Below are 22,892 nucleotides of genomic sequence, written 5' to 3'. Positions count from 1 at the left end.
TTGCCACAAGCCTATCGATTCTGGAACCGGGCGGCGCGCCGGCTGCTCCTGGTGCTGACGGCGCTGGGCGTGCTTGCGGCGCTGCCGCTCGGTTTCGTTCGTCATCAGATGGAGCAGAAGTCGAAAACGGTCGAGTTCGTCTTCGATTACCGCGATCTGCTGCTGGTCGCTTCCTATCAGGCGCATCCGCAGCAGTTCATGGAAGAAAAGCTGGCGCAGCTCAAGGAGGCCGGCGTGACGACGCTGGCCGTGTTCGAAGGGTCGCTGGACGATTTCGCCCGGGCGGGACGGATCACCGTCTACAACTCCATGCAGGCCGCTTTGCTGCAGGGAGAGCCCGCTCCGGCGGATGAGAACTACACGTATGTGCTGTTTGCGGACGAGAAGGCGGCCGAGGCGCTCGAACCGCTGTTCCGGCGGGCGTTCGAGGCTAGCGGAAACGCGGTCCGGACCTGGTCTTTCGGCGGCAAGCCCGGCCTTGTGCTGGAGACGTCGGTCGAGGATGCGCAGCTTCGGCCGATGGAGCCGGACCCGCTGACGCTGGAAGAGCTCGCGGCTGCCGGTTTCCGCCTGCTGCCGCGTCTTACGGACCGGATTCGTCCTTACGATCCGGACCTGATGGACGAAATGCTCGGCCGGTTCGCCGAGCTCGGCGTGGAGCGTCTGCTGTTCGAGGGCACCGAGGCGACGGGTTTCGGCGATCAGGCGCAGATGCAGAGCCTGGATCATTTCGCGTCGCTGCTGAACAAGTACGGTTTCGGGCTTGCGGCGATCGAGAACATGCGCACGCCGCAGGCAGGCTTCGCGACGCTGGCTTTCAAGACGGATTACGATGTCGTGCGGCTGTACTCGCTGTCCGAGAACGATGCATTCACGATGAGCCCCGCCGCCATCGCCGACCGCTTCCTGCTGGCGGCGAAGGACCGGAATATCCGGATGTTCTATCTGAATACCGCGCCGATGCGCAGCGCGTCGAAACCGACGATTACCGATTCGCTGGACAACCTGGTCGCGGCGCTGGACGGCCGGGACGGCGAGGAAGGGGCCGTCGCGAAGCTGGAACGGTTCGGCTTCAAGGCGGGCTTCGCCGAGCCGTTCGATTACCGGTATGAAGGGTGGCAGAAGGTTCTGCGCGCGGTCGTCGCGCTGGGAGCGATCGCGATCATCGCGCTGCTCCTCGATGCGTTCCTGCGCGGCTTCGGGCCGATCGCATTCGTCATCGGTCTTGGCGGCAGCGCCGGCCTGTTCGTGCTCAGCCCGTCGCTGCTGGAGCAGGCGCTGGCGCTCGGCGCGGCGGTGGCGGCGCCGACGCTGGCCGTCATCTGGTCGCTCGGACGCGTGCGTGCGCATACCGAAGGCGACCGGCGGCCGGTCGGCGGGTTCGGCGATGCCGACCCGGCTGGCGCGGACGATGAGCGGCTGTTCGGCGGCCGGTGGCTGTTCGACGGCCACCCGGCGGGCAGGCGGCTTGTTTCGGCTGTTTTCCTGTTCGCGGTGACGTCGCTGCTGTCGCTCTGCGGCACGGCGTTCGTCTTCGGCCTGCTGACGAATGTGACATACAGTCTGGTGCTGCAGCAGTTCCGCGGCGTAAGCGTGCTGCACATGGCGCCTATCGCGCTTGTCGCGCTCTATGTGTTCCTGTACACCGGGCGGTCCGTATCCGGACAGCTGCGCAAGCTGCTGCGGCTTAAGGTGACGGTGCTCGGCGTCGTGGTCGCGGCCGTGCTGGCGGGCGTCGGCTACTATTATATGACGCGCACGGGGAACTCCGGACAGGTGACGTCCATCGAGATCGCGTTCCGGAATTTCCTCGAGTCGACGTTCGGCGTCCGGCCGCGCACGAAGGAGTTTCTGCTGGCGCATCCGCTGTTCGTCCTCGGTCTGTTCTTGTCGTTCCGCTATCGGGCGGCATGGGTATTGATGATCGCCGGAGTGCTCGGGCAGCTGTCGATGGTGGACACGTTCGCGCATATCCATTCGCCGATCCTGCTGTCGCTGATCCGCTGTCTGCTCGGTCTGGGACTCGGCCTCATCATCGGGCTCATCCTGATCGCCCTGTGGCAGCTCGGGGAAGGAGCGTGGCGGCGATGGGCGCTCTCCGCGAAGGGCAAGCGGCGTTCCGCGTAGCGATCTCGGGCTATTACGGGTTTCGCAACAGCGGGGATGAAGCGGTGCTTCGTTCGATCGTGACGGCGATCCGGGAGGAAGCCTGGGCGGCCGGTGTGGAGATTGAGCCGGTTGTCCTGTCCGGCGATCCGGCCTGGACGGAGTCGGCGCACGGCGTCGAGGCCGCGCACCGGATGCGGCCCGCCGAGGTGCTGCGGACGCTGCGCGGCTGCGACGCGCTGATCAGCGGCGGCGGCAGCCTGCTGCAGGACGCGACGAGCGCGAAGACGATCCCCTATTACACGGGGATCGTCGGGCTGGCCCGGCTCCTGGGCAAGCCGGTGTTCGTCTACGCCCAGGGGATCGGGCCGGTCAAGCGGGCGTGGCTGCGCCCGCTTGTGCGCGCGGCGATGAACGCATCCCGCATCGTGACGGTGCGGGATGAGGAGAGCGCCGCGCTGCTCGCGCGCCTCGGCGTGGCGCGCGGGCGGATCGAGGTGGTGCCCGATCCGGTGATGGGGATGCCGCTGCCGGCGGAAGCGGAGGCGATCGCCGGGGATGGCATGGGCGGCCAAGGCCCGGGCGATGACGGCGCCGCGCCGGTGGTCGGCGTGTCGGTGCGCCGCTGGCGGCCCGACGGCGCCGACCTTGCGCGGGTCGCGGAGGCGCTGGCCGCCCTTGTCCGCCGGCGCGCCGTGCGGCTGCGCTTCCTGCCGCTGCACACGCCGGATGACGCGGAGGCGTCGCGTGCCGTGATGGATCGGCTGGCCGCGCTGGGCGCGGGGGACGCCGCCGAGCTCGCCGAGCCCGGCGACGATCCGCAGCGGATGCTGCTCGAGGTCGGGCGCTGCAGCCTGATCTTCGGCATGCGGCTGCACGCGCTCATCTACGCCGCGAACCGCGGCGTGCCGATGCTCGGTCTGTCCTACGATCCGAAGATCGATCATTTTCTCGCCCGGCTCGGTCTTGCGCCGATCGGGACGACGGAAGCGCTCGATGCGGAGGCGTTCGCTTCCGCGGCTGACGGCCTGCTGACGCCGGAAGGCGCGGAGGCCTGGCGGGAGCGGCACGGTTCCGCGATCGAAGCGCTGCGCCGGGAAGCGCGCCGGCCGGCGCAGCTTGTCGTGGAGACGCTGCGCGGCATGGCATAAGGGGTGACGACATGAGCCAGAAGCCCGATTATCCGGCGGTGCCGATTTTCGGCCTGCCGTTCTCGAAGATGAATATGGCGGAGACGGTGGCATATCTCGCGCGGGCGGTCGAAGCGCGGCGTCCGACGCAGGTGATCACCGGGAACCCGATCATGGTGATGGCGGCGCTTGAGCGGCCCGATTATTACCGCGTCATGGAGCAGGCGGAACTGATCGTGCCGGACGGCGCCGGCATCGTCTGGGCGTCCCGCTTCGCCGGCAATCCGGTGCCGGAGCGCGTCGCCGGGTTCGACCTGCTGCACGAACTGATGCGGGAGGGCGAGCGGCGGCGCTGGTCGGCGTATCTGCTCGGCGCGCGCCAGGAAGTCGTCGAGGAAGTCGCGCGGCGTCTGCAGGAGCGCTACCCGCTGGTCCGGATCGCCGGCTGGCGGAACGGCTATTTCGGACCGGAGGATGACGCCGGCGTTGTCGCCGCGATCCGGGAAGCCGCGCCGGATCTCCTGTTCGTCGCGCGCGACGCGCTGACGACGCAGGAACCGTGGATCGCGCGCTACAAGCATGAGCTCGGCGTGCCCGTCATGATGGGGGTCGGCGGCAGTTTCGACGTGATCGCGGGACGGACGAAGCGGGCGCCGGTGTTTTTTCAGAAGCTCGGGCTGGAATGGCTGTACCGGCTGCTTCGCCAGCCTTCGCGCGCGGGCCGGATGGCCGCGCTGCCGCGTTTTGTGCTGAAAGTGCTGCGCGCGGGCCGGAAACTCGGGGAACGGCCGGACTCGGTGCGCGAAACGGAGATTAAGAAAAATTAAGCTGCATGCTCAAATCGGCCTCTCTTTCGCTTGATAAGGACGGCACAGCCGTTTTGCCTGTGAAAATCGGGTGAAAACGAGGATGGATTTTCATTCCCAAGAGGCGTATAATGCATTCGTTATGGTTTTGCCGCAACCGTGCGCGCGGGCAAGCGGCAAATCCGGTTGCAACGCAGCAATGCTTGTACGGGAGAGTGTGATGATGCCCACGGGCGTTTACCTCGTTATCGGATTTATCATCGCTGCAACGATGTCGCTGCTTCTGACGCCGGCGGTCAAGGCGCTTGCGTTCAAGATCGGCGCCGTCGACAAGCCGAATGCACGCAAGGTACATACGCGCATTATGCCGCGGCTTGGAGGACTGGCGATCTACGCCGCGTTCGCGATAGGGCTTTTCGCCCTTCTGCCGTTCCTGCCGGATGCGATGCTGAGCGGATATGACAAGCGATTCATCGCGGCGCTCCTCTCGGGCGGCACGATCATCGTGCTGATCGGCGCGCTCGACGACCGGTTCGAACTGTCGGCAAAGGTGAAGCTGCTGGGGCAGATCGCGGCCGCCTGCGTCGTCGTGTTCGGTTTCGGCATCCGCATCAGTCTGCTCAACATCCCGTTCGGCGAGACGATTGAGCCGGTGGCGGAATGGCTGGCGATTCCGCTGACGATTCTGTGGATCGTCGGGTGCACGAACGCGATCAATCTGATCGACGGACTGGACGGCCTTGCGGCCGGTGTTTCCGGCATCGCGATCGCGACGATTCTCGTCATGGCCGTCATCATGGGCTCCGAGCCGGTCATGCTGCTCAGCGCGCCGCTGCTCGGCGGCATCATCGGATTCTTGAGGTACAATTTCCATCCTGCAAAGATTTTCATGGGCGACTCGGGCTCGCTGTTCCTCGGCTTCAGCCTGGCGACGCTGTCGATGCTCGGGTTCAAGCAGGTGACGATCGTTTCGTTCGTGACGCCGCTGCTCATCATCGGCGTGCCGCTGTCGGACACATTCTTCGCCATCGTCCGGCGGGTGGTGAACAAGCGGCCGATCTTCGCGCCGGACAAAGGCCACCTGCACCATTGTCTGCGCGAGCTCGGCTTCAGCCACCGCGGCACGGTGCTGATCATTTACGGAATCGCCGCATTCTTCGGCGCGACCGCGATTTTCATGTCGACCGTCGTGCCGCTGTCGTCGGCGAACTGGGTGACGTTCGTCGTCATCGCGGTGCTCGTGTTCATTCTGCAGATCGGCGCGGAACTGATCGGGATCGTGGACAAATCGCGCCGTCCGGTGCTCAACCTGCTGGCCCGTCTGCGGATGAAGGCGGGAATTTCGACGCGGTCGAAGTGATGCCGAACGCGGGATGTACCCGCTCGTGAAGACGGATCCCGTCATTTTTCTTTCACCTGGTCGGTTTTGCGGCCGGGTTTTTTTTGTGCGCTTTCGCGGTTGTTCGACTAAATATTCGCGTCCTGCGCGCCGATAACTTGGTTACGGGAAGTCGAACAGGAGGAGGGCAGTTGACGAATCGGGAACGACTGTCACCCGCGCATGAAGAAGGCTGAACGGCGGGTGCGGGAATCTTTTTTCGGACAAATGATGTTGCGCAAGGAGGAGGAGCTTTCGTGAAACGGTTTACCGCTGTGCTGCTGGCCATCTGCCTGGCGCTGGTGTCGGTTCCGACGGCGATCGCGCCTGTATCGGCGGCAGACGGGGATTATTTCATATTTCCGGGGGAACAATCGGATTTTGAAAATGCCAGAGTTGTCTTGACAAACACAATTGACCTGACGGGGACGATCAACCAGGTCATCGGGTCCACCATTTCGTACACGGTCGAGAGAGTCGTCAAGTCGAAAGGGGTGGAGCAGGTCGTCCAGTCGAATCCGAATCAGACGGCCAACATTATCCTGAACGGCAACTCGATTCGGATCCTCAGCATTCAGCTGTTCCCGGGCGTGAACAAAATTACGTTCAAAGGCCTGAACGGGTTCACGGAAGTATCAAGCAGCATCTACATCGAGTACCGGAACAGTCCGTCGCTCTATGATCTGAAGGCGATTATCGACGGACAGCAATTTGACATTCTGGAAGACCGGACGACGGTCATTCATTCGGCATTGTCGCGGTATAAGCCGAACTATGACATCATCATCACCGGCAAGGCGCCGAATGCCGACCGCGTGACGGTCATTGTGAACGGCCGCAGTTATACCTATACGGTTTCTTCCATTAACGGATGGACGTTCGCGGCATCGCCGGTCAACGTCAAGAAAGGGAAAAACACGGTGACGATCCGAGTGTTCAACGGGACGCAGTCCGTGGAAACCACGCGTGAAATCGTGTTTTACAACGGCGAAGTGACCTATTACGATCTCCAGTTGACGACCGATCCGAACAATGACGTCGGTGTGTCGCTCGAGTCGGCGCCGAACTATTCCGTCAAATCGGGGGAACCGGTCAACGTCACGGGCAAAGTCATATTGCCGGTCAAGGTGACGCAGCAGGATGTCAACGGTACGATCGTCACGAATTATTCGCCGGACGACCGCGATTTCGGTTCGCCGAACTCCAAATACCAGTACCGACTGGATACTCTGGGGTGGGGTAATCTGACGCTGACATCGCCTGATCCCGATCCCCCGGCGTTCACGCCGGCCACCCAATTCGTGACGGTCCAGTTCGAACAGAAGATCGGCGAGGTAGGCAACGATCTTTCTTTCGATACGCTTCACACGCTGGAGTTCCGCGGCGAGAATGCGATGAAGAATGCGCCGGCGAATATCGACACCACCGGCAGGTTCGCGTTCTACCTCCGCGAGTCGAACAAACCGTATATTCATGAAGTGAATTATCTTCCGGGGTATTCGGATGCGACTGATACGACGCAGCTACCCGGCATGAGCGGTTCGCCGCTGAATGGCGCCACGATACCGGCGCTGCCGCTCGGCGTGGAACTGCTGATCGGCAATCCGCCTTCGGGATCGGAAGAAGCGGGTGTGGATTTGATCGAAGTCAGAAATTCGCAAGGAACTCTGAGTACGGATTTCGATTACGAACGGATTAAGATGTCGCCGCCGGTGTATGTGACCCGCACGGTCGACGGTGTCGAACGCCAGTTCCAGCGCGTCTTCCTGAGGATCGACAAGCTGCCGGCTTCCGGAACGATGACGCTCAAGTTCCAGGTTGCGTCCGGATCGACGGCCGAAGCCCGGATCCAGCTGTTGTACGGTCCGTACGTGAAGTATGATCTGCTGTACGACGGCATGGAGGTTCCGTATAACACGACGGATTCCAACGGGAAGGACTATCTTCTGAACCAGGTGTTCAGTTACTTCCGGGGCGAGCTGAAGAACGTCAGCAATACCGGCGATATTCGATACTCCAATGATCCGGGACCGCCGGCCAAGTTGCAAACGGTATTCATGTACATTAACAACATTGAAGTGAAGCTGACGCAAGAAAATGCCACCGGGCCGGTAACGCGGTTCATGCTGGATACAAGCGATAGTACTAACCTGAACAAGGCATTCGATGCGATTTTCAAAGGCGGCGAGAATGTCGTCAAATTCGTCTTCCTGACGCCGAACAACAGCTATGTCAACGAGACGAAATTCGTCATCATCCCGACGAATCTGCCCGAGATTCCGGCGAAGAACACGGACGGCGTCTTCCCGTACAGCGTGAATCGCACGGAGCCGATGAAGAACGACCCGAACTTCGAACTTCGCGGCACCGTATATACGACGCGCGAAGCGCGGATGAACATCTTCGGTACGTTCGATTTCATTGATCTGGGCAACACCGCGAGTCTGGTCGAATTGGAGCTCAGCCTGCTCGGAAGCAACGCGCAGAACTATATCCTGCATATCCAGACCGGGGATGAAGTGTACGAGTGGAATCTCGGTCAGAAGTTCCAGAGCAAGGACGGAAAAGACGTGTTCAACAGGAACTCCTCCGAAAGCCCGATCAGCGTGGCGTACGATTACGACAAGGAATCTTTCGAATTCATCCTGGCGAACCAGGTCGTACCGCCGGACGGAAGCCCGAAGGTTTACACGATCACGGTGTTCAACAGCGGCAAGAACGGCCCGCGGGCAACGTACCGTCTGGAGATCGACCCGACGACGATACCGTACACGATTCTCGCTCCGGTATCCGAGAAACGGACGATCAATCAAAGCTTCGTCGAAGTGCTGATCTACTCCGAAGGCGCGCAATCGGTGGTGATTGACGGCAAACCGGCGAAGAAGGTTCGTTACATCGACTATTCGAAGTCGCCGGAAGAAGAACTGGACGCTTTCTATGGGCTCGTCACGGGGCTGAAAGCGAACAAGCCGACGAACATCAAGTTTGTCATTACGAGCGGCTCGGAGAAGATTCAAGACACCCTCACCGTGACCTATACGCCGGAGAACATTCCCGGTGCGCAGGTCATGGAGACGATGAAGAACAAGCATACGCCGTTCGGCAATGCGCTGACGTTGTCGTTCGAGCGGGGCACCAACCTGATTCGGCGGGATTATAACGTGCCGCAAGAATACAAGACCCAGGTATACAACGGCAACAACATCCTGTTTGCGATCGCCAACCCGACGGACGGTGTCGTGGACCGGCACGAGTTCGAGAGCGTGCCGGCCGGATATGACCTGAACGTGGAATTGGGCTCGGTATATTTCTCCGCGAGCTTCCCGAAACGATTCGTGAAGGTCAGCCCGGTGTTCTGGATCGACGCGGGTCAGGCCGACGATATCGCGACTTCGCATTACGATCCGATTACGTCCGGCTACGATCCGCTGCCGTTCTCGAAAATCAAGGATGAAAGCCGCGAGTACTATTTCCAACGCAATCCCGAAAGGGAGCTGATCCCGTCGAAACGGGGCACGTTGACGCTCGGGTACGACCCGTCGGCGCGCCAGAGCGCGGGCGTGACGATCACCGTATTCCGGTTCGACCCGTTCACCCGGCAATGGGAGAACATCGGCGGCACGGTGGACGAGAAGAAGAACACGATTACGGTGCCGTTCGACCGGTTCGGCTACTACGTCGTCGGCAAGCTGTCCGCCGGCTACAACGATATTATCGACCATCCGTACGCGCGCAATGCGGTTGAAGCCGTGTTCGCCAAAGGCGTCATGAACGCGATCGATCCGAGCGGCGCGTTCGGCACGGATCAATATGTAACGCGCGGCGAGTTCACCCGGATGATCGTCCGCGCGCTCGAGCTGCCGCTCAATTACGACGGCCCGAAACACTTCATGGACATCGGTGATACGGGCGGAGTCGTCAGCCCGGATGCGCTCTGGGATTACCGCTATATCGAAACGGCGGCCAGGGCGGGCATCGTCAAGGGAACCCGTCCGGAGACGTTCGAGCCGACCAATTACATTTCGCGCCAGGACGCTGCCGTCATGCTCGCGAATGCGTTGAACCTGAAGCAGGATACGAATTACGACAACATTCGCAAGCAGCTGCAGAAAGCGTTCAAAGACGAGGCGAGCATCAGCGTCTACGCGAAACCGGCCATCGCGGCAATCCAGAAGAAAGGATTCATTACCGGTGCGCCGGTTGACGCGAACGATTTGTCGAAAGGCTATGTTTTCGAACCGACGGCGCGTCTGCTGCGGTCCGACGCCGCCATCATCATCGCGCGCGTAATGGCCGACCAGAAGAAGCTGCCGAAGATTTTCGCGCCGCAGCAGTAAGCCCGATGATGCACGGAAAACCGGATCATCATGATCCGGTTTTCCGCATGCAAAAATCGCACTTCTTGGAAGATAGTTAATATCGACTGGCGAGACCTCATCAAGCTATACTCATAAGCGTAAGTCAGCCGATTCAACCAGCGGAAATTCAAAAAATAATTTCTTCGTATCTGAGCAAAACATCGCAACTTTTTTGAACCGTCTGCGTCTAAATACATGACTTTCGGGAATCACGGAATTTGCAGAGCATCGCAGGCTGCCGGTTCCGAACTGCCTCTTTACGGTTATTGTCTAAGCATTGTATAATGTTGTAGTGTCGTATATGAAGCTACCAAGATTTTCTTCCAACGGTTACGAGTTTCTGCGACATGATCTTACATTTTCGTATGAGACTTGACGCAGACATCATTTAATACGAATTCGCGCTCAACTCTGGGAAGGGGGTGAATCGGCAGATGAGGAAGAGCCATCCACAACACTCTCAACATCCGAAGCAGTTCAGAGGAGGAGAAAAAAAGGTTATGAAGAAAAGTTTGTCCCTGCTCGTGGCCATTGCTATGGTCTTCTCGATGTTCGCGACCGTAGCAGCCGCAGCAACCGACACTCAATCCAAGTACAACGAGCTCAAGAAAGCGGGTGTCTTCAGAGGTACGGGTGACGGTTCCGCCGCACTCGAGAATGAAATGACCCGCGCCGAGTTCGCTGGCATCATCGCTCGTCTGACTGGCGTAACGTCCAGCGGCACGGCGAAGTTCAATGACGTTCCGGGCTCCCACTGGGCGTCGAAGGACATCGCCGCTGTTGCGGAAGCCGGTTACATGGAAGGCACCGGCAACAACAAATTTGCACCGTCGAAGAATGTGACGCTGCAAGAGCTGATCAAAGTTGCCGTGACGATCGTCGGTCTTGAAATCGACGAAGATGCTACGGTTGAAGGCAAAGCCGGCGCTTGGGCGCAACCGTACATCGCAGCCGCAATCGCAGCCGGCCTCATTCAACCGCTCGGCGACTACACGGCCAACGCAACGCGCGGTGACCTGGTAGACGTTACGTATGAAGTTTACCAAGTTCTCCAAAACATCGCGAAAGTTAAGGGCTATGAAGTCGTCAGCGCAACGAAAGTTGTCGTATCGTTCTCGGACGGCGGCAAAGTTGAAGTTGAGCTCGACAAGCCGCTGAAGCTGGGCAAGAACACGATTACGGTTACGTACAAAGATCGCGAGTATAAAGTTGAAGTTGAATTCGAAGCTGTCGCTGCATCTGCAAAAGCAGTAGGCGCGAAGAAGATCGAAGTCACCTTCAACCAAGCGATCGACGATTCGAAAGCCAAATTTGCTGTGAAGAACGGCATTGCTGAACGCGTCGTTGACAAAGCTGCATTCTCTGACGACAAGAAGAAAGCTGTTCTCGAACTGACGACGAAGCTGCAAGCCGGCGAAACGACGGTTACGATCAGCGGCATTGATAAAGATGACGTCGTTGCGAAATTCACGGCAGAAGACGAAAGAATCACGCAAGTGAAGTTCAAGAGCGACAAGCTTGCTCTCTCCACCAATGCTAACGGCACGCCGAATTACACCGAGGCGAAAGTTGGCTACCAAATTCTGAACCAATATGGTGAAGAAGCATCGAACGTTGGTACTCCGACTTTCCAAGTCGGCAAACCGACGACGAACGTAACGTCTGCCAACGGCGTTCTGACGATTCAAGTGCCCGCTACGTCTCCGTTCTATCTGGGCGAAAAGGTGATCATCACCGGTTATCTGCGCCTCTCGACGTATGGCGTGACGATTTCGGAAACGCTGGAGGTCGGTCAACCGGCAACCGTTGACAGCGTTGAGGTTAAAGGTCTTTATCATCCGGACAACAAAGAACTGAACACCGGTTCGACGTTCTCGGATTATGTCCTGCTCCTCGAAGTCAAGGACCAATACGGCAACAAACTGGATGCATCGAAATTCAATAACGGCGCATTCGTAACGGTATCGAATCCGGGTATTTTCAATGTGAATACTACGGCAACCGACAACAACGGTCCGAACAAAGACCAAGTTGGTATCCAACTGGCTGCTCCGGCCTTCACGCCTGGTTTCGATGGCAAGAACACGATTCGCATCATGACGCTGAGCGGCAAGCAGTACTCGTATGACGTAGAAGTCAAGAAGGCTGCTACGGTTCAAAAGATTACGCTGAGCGCTCCGTCGCAAGTTGTTGCTGCCAACGACGTTACGGTTAAGATTCCGTTTGTTGCAGAAGACCAATTTGGCAACCAAATCAAGAAGTACAGCGACCTGGTTGGCAAAATTGTCCTGTCGCCGACGCCGACTGCGCAGAACCCGGCAGGTCTGCAACTGAAACAAGATTACGTGACGAAGGAAGCTTACATTGAACTGACGCTTCCGACTCCTGATCCGAACCAGCAGATTGCGATTCCGTACCCGATCATGGCTTATGTCAGCGGTACGCCGAATACGTCGCAAATCGTTATTAACATCGAAAAACCGGCTTATCCGGAGTCGATCTCCGGTCTGACCTCCGATGTCGCCGCATCGCTGGCTCAGGGTGCAACGACGACGATCAAACCGGACTACATCAAAGTGAAGGACAACTACGGTCGCGACAAGAAGCTGGCTGACCTGCTGTCTGCTAACACGCACAAAGTTGTTGTTTCGGTAGCTGACAATAATCCGGACGTTGTATCGCTTTCTAAAACGGAACTGGCGAATGCGAATGATTCCATTACGGTTACGGCACTGCAGAAAGGCAATGAACGGATCAAGGTTCAACTTGTAAATAAGGCTGACAACTCTGTTGTTTACTCCTATGAAAGCTTTGTCTTCAGCGTTGTAGACAACAGCGGTATTGCCGAATATGCAATTGATCAAGTACCGAAGCTGAGCAACAAGCTGAACCGTCAAGTTGACCTGAAAGTTGTCGGCAAACGTTCGAACGGCACGACGGTTGCACTGCCGCTCGACGCTTACACCGCAACGGCTTCGAACGGTGTTGTTGTAAGGGGTGGCAAGATTGATGCAAGCGGCTTTAACGGCACCTTTACTGACGGTGAAGGTAAAGCTACGCTGAAAGTGACGATCGTTGCTACCGGTGAAACGCTCGAGCGAGAACTTGTTATTTCTAATGCAGCTCTTGCTGTAACGTCGTTCGAACTGGAAAATGCCAACGGTCTGGAAGCCAAGGATCTTGTCGTCAAAGGTTCCGTCGCAAACCTGACCCAAAACAACGACGTCGTCAGAAACGTCTTCGGCACGCTGAAAGTCAAAGACCAATTTGGCTTCAAGATGTCGGCTGCTGAAGGTGCTGATCTCAGCAACTTCAACGTAACCGTTGCAAATATCGACAACGTTGCTGGTGCGGCCATTACCTACACCAACAACGGTCAGTCGGGCGATACGGTAACCGTAAGCGGCATCGATCAAGGCGACTCCTTCTCGCTGATCTTTGTATCGAAGGTATCCGGTGCAAGCATCACGCTGAGGGTTGTAGCCGAGTAATCTGCCACTATCAAGAAACCTCGATTCTTCGGAATCGGGGTTTCTTTTGTTATTTTGAATTATGAATCTGCTCAGCAACTTTTTGCCTGTCTGTTCGTCTATATAAATAACGATGAAGGCAAAAGGAGAAAAGAATTATGAGAAAAATTGCGAAAACAGCGGGAACAGCGTTGATAGCCGGCAGCATGCTGCTCATCCCGTTGTCCAATGCCGCATGGTCTGCAGCCGCACCTTCAAAGACTGCAACGCCGGCGCAAGCGCAGACGGTGCAGCCGTTTGCCGGCACAAAGTTGAAGACGTTCATGATATCAGCGAACAGCTATGTTCAAATCAAAGATATTTTCTTTCAGTATGACAACAACAGCAAAAAAGTATTCTTTACGCTATTGGTGTACAACGGCGACAAACATGCAATCGACTTTACGTATTATTACCCCGAAGTTTTTGCTGCTTCCGGCGGGAAGTTCACGGTTCAGGAACATCCGGACAACAAAAAATCCGGCATCGTGGAACCCAGTACGACGGAGGAATTTAAATATTACGCCAATATCAACTCAAGCCTGAACTACACGGATCTGGTGTTCAAGGTTCAAAAAATTGATTTCAATGCGCCCAATTATACGCGATTGATCGGGCAGGCTGCCATTACAACAGCCTATCAAAACTCTGTGCCTTCCAAACATTACTACATTATTCGCAAAGGCAACGACAAGTTAAAGACTTATCTGCAGCCGGGCAGCAAACTGGCTGTCAGCGGAGACAATCAGATTCGGCTTCGCTTTGAGATGGAAAACGTCGGTTGGATGACCTATACGGTACCGAATCTGCAATTTTACATTTTGACGAAGGCCGGTCATATGGTGAAGCTGACATCCGACCTTGCCAACCAGCTGCGCATTCAGCCGGGTGAGAAAGTTGTTGTCACGTTGTCCGGAGCAATCAAATCCGGCATTGATCTGAACGGAACGAAGCTGATTGTTCAGGCTGTCTCAGGCGGCGAACAGGCCATCGAAACGCCCATCGCCATGTACAACCTAATATGGGATACCGCTTCGAGTTTTATAACCGGAGAGAATCAGAAAGCGCAGCTGAAAGTGTCGGACAATGCCATGGAAGCCGGCATTGAAACCCTCTATGTGGACAGAACGGAAACCCAGAATGAATGGACGGTTACGCTCAAGTGGACGAACAAGGGCGACTCGGCCGTCACGCTTCCGAAATATAAATATGAACTGATGGACAGCCGCGGCGTCCGCTATCCTGTAGAGGTCCCAGATGCTGAAGTCCAGGTTGTGCCGGGGATCGATAAGGAAATCATCGGTTCTGCCGTCACGCCGCCAACTGTTAACGGACCGTTCACCTTGCTGGTTCGGTATCCGAAGGACGAAGCGAATCCGACGGAGTATGTCGCAGCGGCATTCAAACTGAGTGCTGAACAGGCGACGGGACCGGTAGAAGGCAAGCGATACCGCAACGAATACGGGCTTTACCAGATCAGCGTTTCGCGGGTAGAGCGTCTCCCCTGGGGGGAACAGGATCTCATCAACGCTTATGTCGAGGTCGAGAACCTCGGTTCGACTTCGCAAATCATTCCGCAGATCACCGCAGCGCTGAAACTGAATGGCATCAGTGTGAACGAGCAAGACGTCAAGATCATGAAACTCGAAGACAAGATCATGCTCGGCGCCAAAGAAAAGACGCGCTATGTCGTATCGACCAAGGTTCCATACACCTACACGTTTGATGAACTGACATTGAACCTGACGGAGCAAACCTCCGGTGAAGCGAAAGCGACCATCGGTCTGTTCAGGGCAGATAAAATTTCCCCGGCACCGTCAGTACCGATCAGCAGCAAGCATACGATTAATTCTGTCGGCAGACGCGCTTCGCTTGAGTTTCTGAACACCTATGTTTTCGAAGGCAAAGATGACGATCTGCTCTATGCCGAGTTCCAGTACACGAATGACGAAAGCCGTTCAAAAACACTGCCGGCACTGAAAGCTTATTTCAAGACAAGTGACGGCACGTACATTGAAGCCGAGATTGAAAATGTCAAGACACAGGTGAAAACGAAAGGCAAAGCACATCTGGCGGCAAAAGCCGTCGTGCCGAAAACGTTCGTCAGCGACGGCAACGTGGAACTGGTCATCGGTGAAGCGATCGAGAACGGACAATATGCAAAGCCGGACGGAACGCCGGACGGTTATATCAGCGCTGTATCGTTCAAACTGCCGAAAAATCAAAATGTCGCCAAAGAAGAGCTTGTCGATCTTTCCTTCAGACCGTATAAGCTGAGGATCCATAATGCATTCGCGGTATTGTCCGATGCTTCGAATGTACGCCTGGATATCCGATATACCCTGGATAAAACAGCCGAATTCGACGTATTGGAAACGGGTCGGAAGCTTTATGTAGAATTGGAAGGAAACAATTTGAAGTATGGCAAGACCGTTGAAGTTGAGCCGAAGCAGGACGACGGGGGCGGCTTCCGGGTCGGAACCGAGCAGGAAATTCGGGTCGAAATTCAAGGCCAGAATATTGGCAGCCTGATTTACAATGGATATAAAGTTAACATTTATGAAGAAATTGACGGCTACAAGCGCTTGCTTGGGTCGAAGATTTACAATAGCTTTCAAATTCCGGTTCCGTGACGCGAAAGGTGGTAAGCTTCATTGAAGAAATCAGGGCTGACGGCATTATTGATTGCCATGGCAACCGCTGCAGTCATGGTTTACACAAACACGGATTCCAGGGCCGACAGCGCCAAACCGGGTTCGATCGATGATCCGCTCGTCACGAAGAGCTATGTCGACAAGCTGCTGGCAGGCGGCTCGACAGGGGGCGGACAGGGAACGACGCAAGGGATTGAGACCACCGTTGTCTCGGTCAATCCGGGCGAAGTATTGCTGGCCAAAGCCGGTGCGCAGTTCGTGCTGCGTGCCGGCAAAGGCGTCGCTTACAGCTCGGATGCGAACGGCATATCCGATGTAACGGATGGGAAGGATATCAAAAGCGGACAGCCGGTGGCGAACAATCATCTGCTGATTTTCCCGCGCGACGGACGCGGCGTCATGCCGGATCCGCAAGCCAAAGCCGCCCTTACCGTACTGGTCATCGGCGGGTATGAAATTACAGCAGCGCCCAGTTCCAGCGGATCCTGACCCGCATGTCAACATCTTATACGCTTCGGCGCGGTTTTCTCGTCTCATACTAAGGGCACCAACCGACGGGAGGTGCTCACAATGGCGAGAAGACGTTCAAACATCAAGGTCGTGCCGGAGTGTCAGGCCGCGATTGATCGCATGAAATATGAGATTGCGGCCGAGCTTGGCCTGACATCGCCTTCTGCCGATTTTCTGACCGAGTCGTCAGGAGAGCTCGGATCACAGCCGGAAGCGGTCTACGGCAGCGTGCAATGGGATTCCATTGCGACGCGCGATGCGGGGGCAGTCGGCGGTATGATTACGCGAAGGCTGGTTCAACAGGCCGAGCAGATCCTCGGCAGAATTTGATGTACCGCGAACTTCAAATTGACAGGACCCGACAAATCGGATATCATTGATTATTAGAAAAGTTGTCTAACAACCTTTTCCAATTGGAAAAGGTTGATTTTTTGAAAGATAAGAATTTGTAAGTTTCAAGCTTATAACGGCTTATCTTTCTCCGCAAACGGATGCGCCTGCCTGCAAGGGACGGCGCAAGCCGATTTGCTTGCCCGTCGGGCAAAGTTCCCATGCAGCAGGAGGTCGATCCGCCATGACGACGAAAGGCCGTCATTTGTTCACATCGGAATCCGTTACGGAAGGGCATCCGGACAAAATCTGCGACCAGATTTCCGACGCCGTCCTCGACGCGTTCCTGGAAGTCGATCCATACGCGAGGGTCGCGTGCGAGACGGCAGTGGCCACCGGTCTGGTACTTGTAATCGGTGAAATCAGCACCCGCGCGGACTATGTCGATATTCCGGCCATCGTTCGCCGCACGATCCGCGAAATCGGCTATACCCGCGCGAAGTACGGCTTTGACGCCGATACCTGCGCCGTTCTCACGTCGCTGAACGAACAATCGGCGGACATCGCGCAAGGTGTCAACGCCGCGCTGGAATACCGCGAAGGCAAAGAAGCCAACCAGGAGAACGAAGCATTGGGCGCCGGGGACCAGGGGCTGATGTTCGGCTTCGCGACGAATGAGACGCCCGAACTCATGCCGCTCCCGATCGCGCTTGCCCACCGGATCTCGCGGCGCCTCGCGGAAGTGCGCAAGAACGGCACGTTGAATTATCTGCGTCCGGACGGCAAGACGCAGGTAACGATCGAATACGAAGGCGGACGGCCGGTGCGCGTCGACACGATAGTCGTTTCGACCCAGCACGGAGAAGATGTGACGCAGGAGCAAATCCGGCAAGACATCCTGGAGCAAGTCGTTCGTCCGGTTGTACCGGGTGAATGGCTCGACAAGGATACGAAATATTTCATCAACCCGACAGGCCGATTCGTCATTGGCGGACCGCAAGGCGATGCCGGGCTCACCGGACGGAAGATCATCGTCGATACTTACGGCGGCTACGCGCGCCACGGCGGCGGCGCATTCTCCGGCAAGGACCCGACGAAGGTCGACCGCTCGGCGGCTTATGCGGCGCGTTACGTCGCCAAGAATATCGTCGCGGCGGGTCTCGCGGACAAATGTGAAATCCAGCTCGCCTATGCGATCGGCGTTGCCAATCCGGTATCGATCAGCGTCGACACGTACGGCACGGGCAAGGTCAGCGATGAGAAGCTGGTGGAAATCATCCGCGGCAACTTCGATCTCCGTCCGGCAGGGATCATCAAGATGCTCGATCTTCGCCGTCCGATCTATGCGAAGACGGCGGCCTACGGCCATTTCGGACGCACCGATATCGATCTGCCGTGGGAACGCATCGACCGCGCGGAGCAGTTGCGCGCAGACGCCTTGAAATGACCGGAATGACAAAGCGTGTCTCGGGAGCGAGGCGCGCTTTATTTTTTTGTTTTACCCGCCTTTTTGCTCTCTCGCCGGCTAAACATCTGCGGCGAATCAGCCGAAAAATTAAGTACGAGTGTCTTTCATTGGGAGTGATCATCGTTGAAACGGGTTCGGACCATTACAGCCCTGATCGCAATCCTTCATCTCATCGGATATATGCTCTTGCCGCCCGGCACTCCCGGCATGTTCTCCACGGCCGAAGCAGCCGGGACGTCAGGCCCGAAACTGTTGGCGATATCGCCGTCGAACAATGCGACAGGTGTGAGCACGAATACGAATCTGACGCTGACGTTCGATGAGCCTGTAAGGATCGGGACCGGGCTGGCGGCTGTCACGATCCGCCGCGTATCCGACAACAGCGTGGTTGAATCGTTCGTGACGTCAACCAGCAATCGCATTTCGATTTCATCGAACGTCGTGACGATTGATCCTTCCGTTACATTGGAGGCCAACACCTCTTACTATGTCATCGTCGATACGGGCGCATTTCGCAATGAAGCCGGTATCGACTATGCAGGCTTGTCCAGTGCGCGGGACTGGACGTTTACGACGGGCAGCGCGGATACGACGCCGCCGCAGCTTGTGCAGCATTCGACAACGGTTCAGGTGGGCGAACCGATCGTCCTAGTGTTCAATGAGCCGGTCTATGCCGCCAGCGGCGCCATTACGCTCACGAACCAGAACGATGCCGCAGACATCAGATCGATCCCGGTAACGGACGGTCAAGTCCGGGGAAGCGGTACGACGACTATATCCATCCTGCCGTCAAATCCGCTCAAAGGCAGCACCGTTTACCAGGTCAGTGTGCCGAATACGGCGTTTGAGGATGCTGCAAAAAACCGGTATGCCGGCACATCGATTTATGTTACGGTTTCCGGATCCTCCGTTGCTTTGACCGGCCTTGTGCCGGCTGATGATGCGACGGGCGTAGCCGCCGGCACGAACTCGCTTACGATGGTCTTTAACAAAAATGTGGCAAAAGGCCCGGCAGGCAAAGGGATCACGGTCAAAAATCTGAACACGAATGCCGTCGTTTACACCATTCAGGTGAACTCGAGCTCGGTCGTTGTAAATCAGCAGACCGTCACGATCAATCTTCCCGGCGGATTGGCCGCCAACACGTCGTATTACGTATTGGTCGAACCGGGCGCATTTGTCGATGCGGCCGACAGCAGCGTGCTTTTCCCGGGAATTGCGGATGCTTCCGCCTGGAATTTCACGACCATGCCGGGAAATGATACGACGCCGCCGACCATTCGCGAATTGACGCCGGCGGACAATTCCGTCAATTCGAGCCTGCCGTCGACGCTCAAGATCAAGTTCAGCGAGCCGGTCTATCCCGGCACCGGCGAAATTACCATCCGCCATTCGAACTCGGATGCCGTATTCGCGTCCATTCCGGTGACGGCCAGCAGCGTGACCGGGTTCGGTTCCGATACGATCAGCATACAGGTCGGCCGATCGTTTGCCTCGAATCAATCGTACTATGTCATGATCGGCAAACAGGCGTTCCGTGATGCCGCGGGAAACTATTTCGCCGGAATCGCGGACAAGACAACATGGAATTTCTCGGTCTCCCAGGATAACACGGCCCCGACAATTGCCTCGATGGAGCCGGCACCCGGGACGAAGAGTGTCGACCCCAATGCAGTGTTCAAGTTGACGTTCAGCGAAGCGGTCCGCTTCGCGAACGGTTCGAATTCGACGTCCGACATCCGATTCCGGAGAACCGGGTCGGGCAGTACCACCGTATCCTCGACCGCTGTCATCGACAGCGACGGCAAGACGCTGGTGATTACACCTGCCGGGCTGCAAAGTGCGACCAGCTATTATGTTGAAATTCCGCCAGGCATTATCGAAGACATGGCCGGCAATCCGTTCGGCGGCATCCTGAACGAGCATATCTGGCCGTTCAGCACGGTCGGCACCGACAAGACGCCGCCTGCCATCCAGAGTGCCGTCATGTCGGGAAGCAACCGCATCGTGCTGACCTATAACGAGCCGCTTGACGAGAAGTCGGTTCCGCCTTCGGGAAGTTTCTATGTCACGGCCAACGATATCCGCATCAACGTGACGGCCGTGTCCGTCAGCGGCCAAACGGTCATTCTGACGCTTCAGTCCGGTGTGGTGTACGGTCAAACCGTGAAGCTGTTTTACACGCGCAACTCGCCGGCCTATCCGGCAATCCAGGACCCGTCCGGAAATCTGGCGGCGAACCTGACGAATTATGCCGTCAAGAATGAAGCGGGATCCACGCTGCCGACACCGCTCAGCGGCTCGGTAAGCGGAGCTGTCCTGACCTTGACATTCAACAGCTCGCTGCAGTCGGTGCATGAACTGGCCTACCAGCAATTCAGCGTCTATGCGGGCGGTGCATATATTGCACCGATCAGCATCAAGAGCAGCGGCAATACGATTACGCTCACGCTGTCGTCGGCCGTTACGACCGACGTGAATGTCCATGTCAACTATTCACCGGGATCCTATCCGCTCAAGGATGTCATCGGAAATTCAGTGGCAGGGTTCAGCAATTTTGCTGTTCGGAACGCACTGGACAAGACGGCACCGGCGCTCTATTCGTTGCATGCGTCCGGCAATATCGTGACGCTGGTGTACAATGAAGCGCTGGATTCCGGCTCGGTTCCGAAAACCAATCAATTTGTCGTGATGGAATCGGGTGTCACCCGAACGATCTCGTCCGTCTCGGTATCCGGGGCGACGGTCATCCTGACGCTGTCGACCAACTTGACCAGCGGGCAGGCGGTCACGGTCAGCTACCTCGGCGGCAGTCCCGCCCTGAAGGATCTGGCCGGCAACAGCGCGCCGGCGTTCAGCAATCAGCCGGTAACGAACAATACGATCGCCGTTAATCTGAAAAGCGCTTCGGTATCCGGCAATACGGTGCTTCTGAATTTTGACCAAACGCTCAAGACGAGCAATCTGCCTGCTGCATCGCAGTTTACCGTGAAAGAGAACGGTTCGGTCCGTACGGTCAACGCCGTGTCGGTCAACGGTTCGGTCGTAAGGCTGGATCTGGCCGTCTCGATTGGCAGCGGCTCAACGGTGACGGTCAGCTACACGCCGACCTCGACGGCCATGCTGCAATCGGCATCCGGCATCCCGGTGCCGGCGTTCACCGATTACGTGATCACGGGAAGCGGGAATAACAGCGGAGGAAACATCGATCTGGGCGGAAACTACGAGTCGGCGACGGGGGGAGGCGTCAACATCAAGACCCAGGCAGGGTCGGTGTCGACACGGACATCCGCAGGCGGCAGGACGGCCAACCGCTACACGCTGTCGTCCTCCACGGTGGCAGACGCCTACAACCTCAGCCTGTCGAAATTCAACCAGTACCGCGTGACGTTTACGGTGCCCGCATCGCAGTCGGCTGCCATGGTGGAAGTGCCGGTTGATGCGCTGCTGAAGGCCAAAGGGATGTCCAACCAGGCTTCCTTCGCCGTAATTTACGGCGACATCGTCTACGAGCTGCCGCTTCGCGCGATCGATGAAACCGCGCTGGCCGAGCTGGTCCGAAATCACGGCCAAGGCAACCTGTTGATCGAGATTGACAAAGGCAACGTGAACCAGACCAGCAAACTGCGGGCGGCCTTGATTCAGAAACAGATGACGATGATCTCGGACACGTATGTGTTCAATCTGTACTTCACGAGCGGTTCCAAAACCGAAACGCTCTCGGCATTGAAGGACTATTCCACGCGGGAGCTTAAGATCTCCGGCTCGCTGGACGCCCAGCAGCATACGGTGGTCTGGCTCGATCCGAAGACGGGCAAAATCGCCTACATTCCGACGGCCATCCGGAATCAGGGCAGCTCGTCGATCGTGACGTTCAAGCACAAGCAGAACGCGGCCTACGTGGTGATCCGGCATAACGCGACTTACTCGGATATTCCGGCGAACCACTGGGCGCGCAAAGACCTGCAGATCATGCTGAACAAGCTGATCATCGAAGGGCGCACGCCGCAGAAGTTCGAGCCGAACCAGCCGATTACAAGGGCTGAATTCGCCGAATTTATCGTACGCGGCCTCGGCTTGGAAGGCGATCCGCAGGCAGCGGGCGTATTCCGGGATATCAGAACCTCTTCGGATATGGCCGCCTATATCGGAGCGGCATACAAGGCCAACATCGTCGCAGGGGTATCGGCGGACCGGTTTGAGCCGAACAGCCTGATTACCCGTGAGCAGATGGCGTCGATGATGGTTCGCGCCGCGCGGGCGGCGGGCGCAGATATCCTGCTGTCGCGCACGCAGTCCGATTACCTTGTTCCTTACAGGGATTACAATTCGCTGTCGACTTGGGCGCGGGGAGACATGGCCCGGGCGATTGAAGCCAAGATCATCAGCGGAACGTCCGTCAACCAGCTCGGCCCGAAAAACAATGCGACACGGGCAGAAGCGGCTGTCATGATCAAGCGGCTGCTCGAATATGTGAAACTGATGTAACATCGAGAACCGCCCGATAAGGGCGGTTTTCTTGCGCTTCCAACAAACTTTCCACAATTCTTGTCGAATCACCGGAACTTTTCCTTTCGAATGGTAGTCTATTTTAGAAGGATAAGCGTTTATAAGTTGTCCGTTTTACCCGATAGACCATAAGA

11 protein-coding genes are annotated in these 22,892 nt (G+C 57.1%); all 11 read left to right on the top strand.

What is annotated here, in order from left to right; all coding sequences use genetic code 11:
* Nucleotides 1–2,127, top strand: coding sequence for a DUF5693 family protein (locus THECO_RS18625; protein ID WP_015256557.1), 2,127 nt, complete (start codon nucleotides 1–3; stop codon nucleotides 2,125–2,127).
* Nucleotides 2,088–3,257, top strand: coding sequence for a polysaccharide pyruvyl transferase CsaB (gene csaB, locus THECO_RS18620; RefSeq protein WP_015256556.1), 1,170 nt, complete (start codon nucleotides 2,088–2,090; stop codon nucleotides 3,255–3,257). Before THECO_RS18625 ends, csaB begins: the two co-directional genes overlap by 40 nt.
* Nucleotides 3,258–3,268: 11 nt before the next feature.
* A complete protein-coding gene (locus tag THECO_RS18615; RefSeq protein ID WP_015256555.1) occupies nucleotides 3,269–4,063 on the top strand; it encodes a WecB/TagA/CpsF family glycosyltransferase in 795 nt (264 codons plus the stop codon).
* A gap of 202 nt (nucleotides 4,064–4,265) precedes the next feature.
* On the top strand, nucleotides 4,266–5,402 hold the full coding sequence (locus THECO_RS18610) for an MraY family glycosyltransferase (RefSeq protein WP_041853991.1): 1,137 nt from the start codon (nucleotides 4,266–4,268) through the stop codon (nucleotides 5,400–5,402).
* Between the two features lie 275 nt (nucleotides 5,403–5,677).
* The gene (locus THECO_RS18605; RefSeq protein ID WP_015256553.1) at nucleotides 5,678–9,757 is read left to right on the top strand and encodes an S-layer homology domain-containing protein; all 4,080 of its coding nucleotides are present in this window, start codon (nucleotides 5,678–5,680) and stop codon (nucleotides 9,755–9,757) included.
* Nucleotides 9,758–10,278: 521 nt separating this feature from the next.
* A complete protein-coding gene (locus tag THECO_RS18600; protein WP_015256552.1) occupies nucleotides 10,279–13,269 on the top strand; it encodes an S-layer homology domain-containing protein in 2,991 nt (996 codons plus the stop codon).
* Nucleotides 13,270–13,406: 137 nt separating this feature from the next.
* Nucleotides 13,407–15,920 carry a hypothetical protein gene (locus THECO_RS18595; RefSeq protein ID WP_015256551.1) on the top strand — a complete coding sequence of 838 codons (2,514 nt, stop codon included), beginning with the start codon at nucleotides 13,407–13,409 and terminating at the stop codon, nucleotides 15,918–15,920.
* Nucleotides 15,921–15,941: 21 nt separating this feature from the next.
* Nucleotides 15,942–16,430, top strand: coding sequence for a hypothetical protein (locus THECO_RS18590; RefSeq protein WP_015256550.1), 489 nt, complete (start codon nucleotides 15,942–15,944; stop codon nucleotides 16,428–16,430).
* 81 nt (nucleotides 16,431–16,511) lie between these two features.
* Nucleotides 16,512–16,781 carry an alpha/beta-type small acid-soluble spore protein gene (locus THECO_RS18585; protein WP_015256549.1) on the top strand — a complete coding sequence of 90 codons (270 nt, stop codon included), beginning with the start codon at nucleotides 16,512–16,514 and terminating at the stop codon, nucleotides 16,779–16,781.
* Nucleotides 16,782–17,025: 244 nt separating this feature from the next.
* Nucleotides 17,026–18,228 (top strand): methionine adenosyltransferase, encoded by a 1,203-nt coding sequence (gene metK, locus THECO_RS18580; protein WP_015256548.1) that lies wholly within the window; start codon nucleotides 17,026–17,028, stop codon nucleotides 18,226–18,228.
* A 144-nt stretch (nucleotides 18,229–18,372) separates the two neighbouring features.
* Nucleotides 18,373–22,737 carry an Ig-like domain-containing protein gene (locus THECO_RS18575; protein ID WP_015256547.1) on the top strand — a complete coding sequence of 1,455 codons (4,365 nt, stop codon included), beginning with the start codon at nucleotides 18,373–18,375 and terminating at the stop codon, nucleotides 22,735–22,737.
* Nucleotides 22,738–22,892: the final 155 nt, after the last annotated feature.

The sequence above is a fragment of the Thermobacillus composti KWC4 genome, assembly GCF_000227705.2.
Classification (GTDB): Bacteria; Bacillota; Bacilli; order Paenibacillales; family Paenibacillaceae; genus Thermobacillus; species Thermobacillus xylanilyticus.
The sequence above is the reverse complement of the archived record's forward strand: the minus strand, read 5'-3'. Positions and strand labels throughout refer to the sequence as shown.

What these genes read in the sequence shown, in the direction of transcription:
- csaB (WP_015256556.1), top strand. Translation starts at nt 2,088, where the DNA reads ATGGGCGCTCTCCGCGAAGGGCAAGCGGCGTTCCGCGTAGCGATCTCG.
- THECO_RS18600 (WP_015256552.1), top strand. Translation starts at nt 10,279, where the DNA reads ATGAAGAAAAGTTTGTCCCTGCTCGTGGCCATTGCTATGGTCTTCTCG.
- metK (WP_015256548.1), top strand. Translation starts at nt 17,026, where the DNA reads ATGACGACGAAAGGCCGTCATTTGTTCACATCGGAATCCGTTACGGAA.
- THECO_RS18610 (WP_041853991.1), top strand. Translation starts at nt 4,266, where the DNA reads ATGCCCACGGGCGTTTACCTCGTTATCGGATTTATCATCGCTGCAACG.
- THECO_RS18615 (WP_015256555.1), top strand. Translation starts at nt 3,269, where the DNA reads ATGAGCCAGAAGCCCGATTATCCGGCGGTGCCGATTTTCGGCCTGCCG.
- THECO_RS18595 (WP_015256551.1), top strand. Translation starts at nt 13,407, where the DNA reads ATGAGAAAAATTGCGAAAACAGCGGGAACAGCGTTGATAGCCGGCAGC.
- THECO_RS18585 (WP_015256549.1), top strand. Translation starts at nt 16,512, where the DNA reads ATGGCGAGAAGACGTTCAAACATCAAGGTCGTGCCGGAGTGTCAGGCC.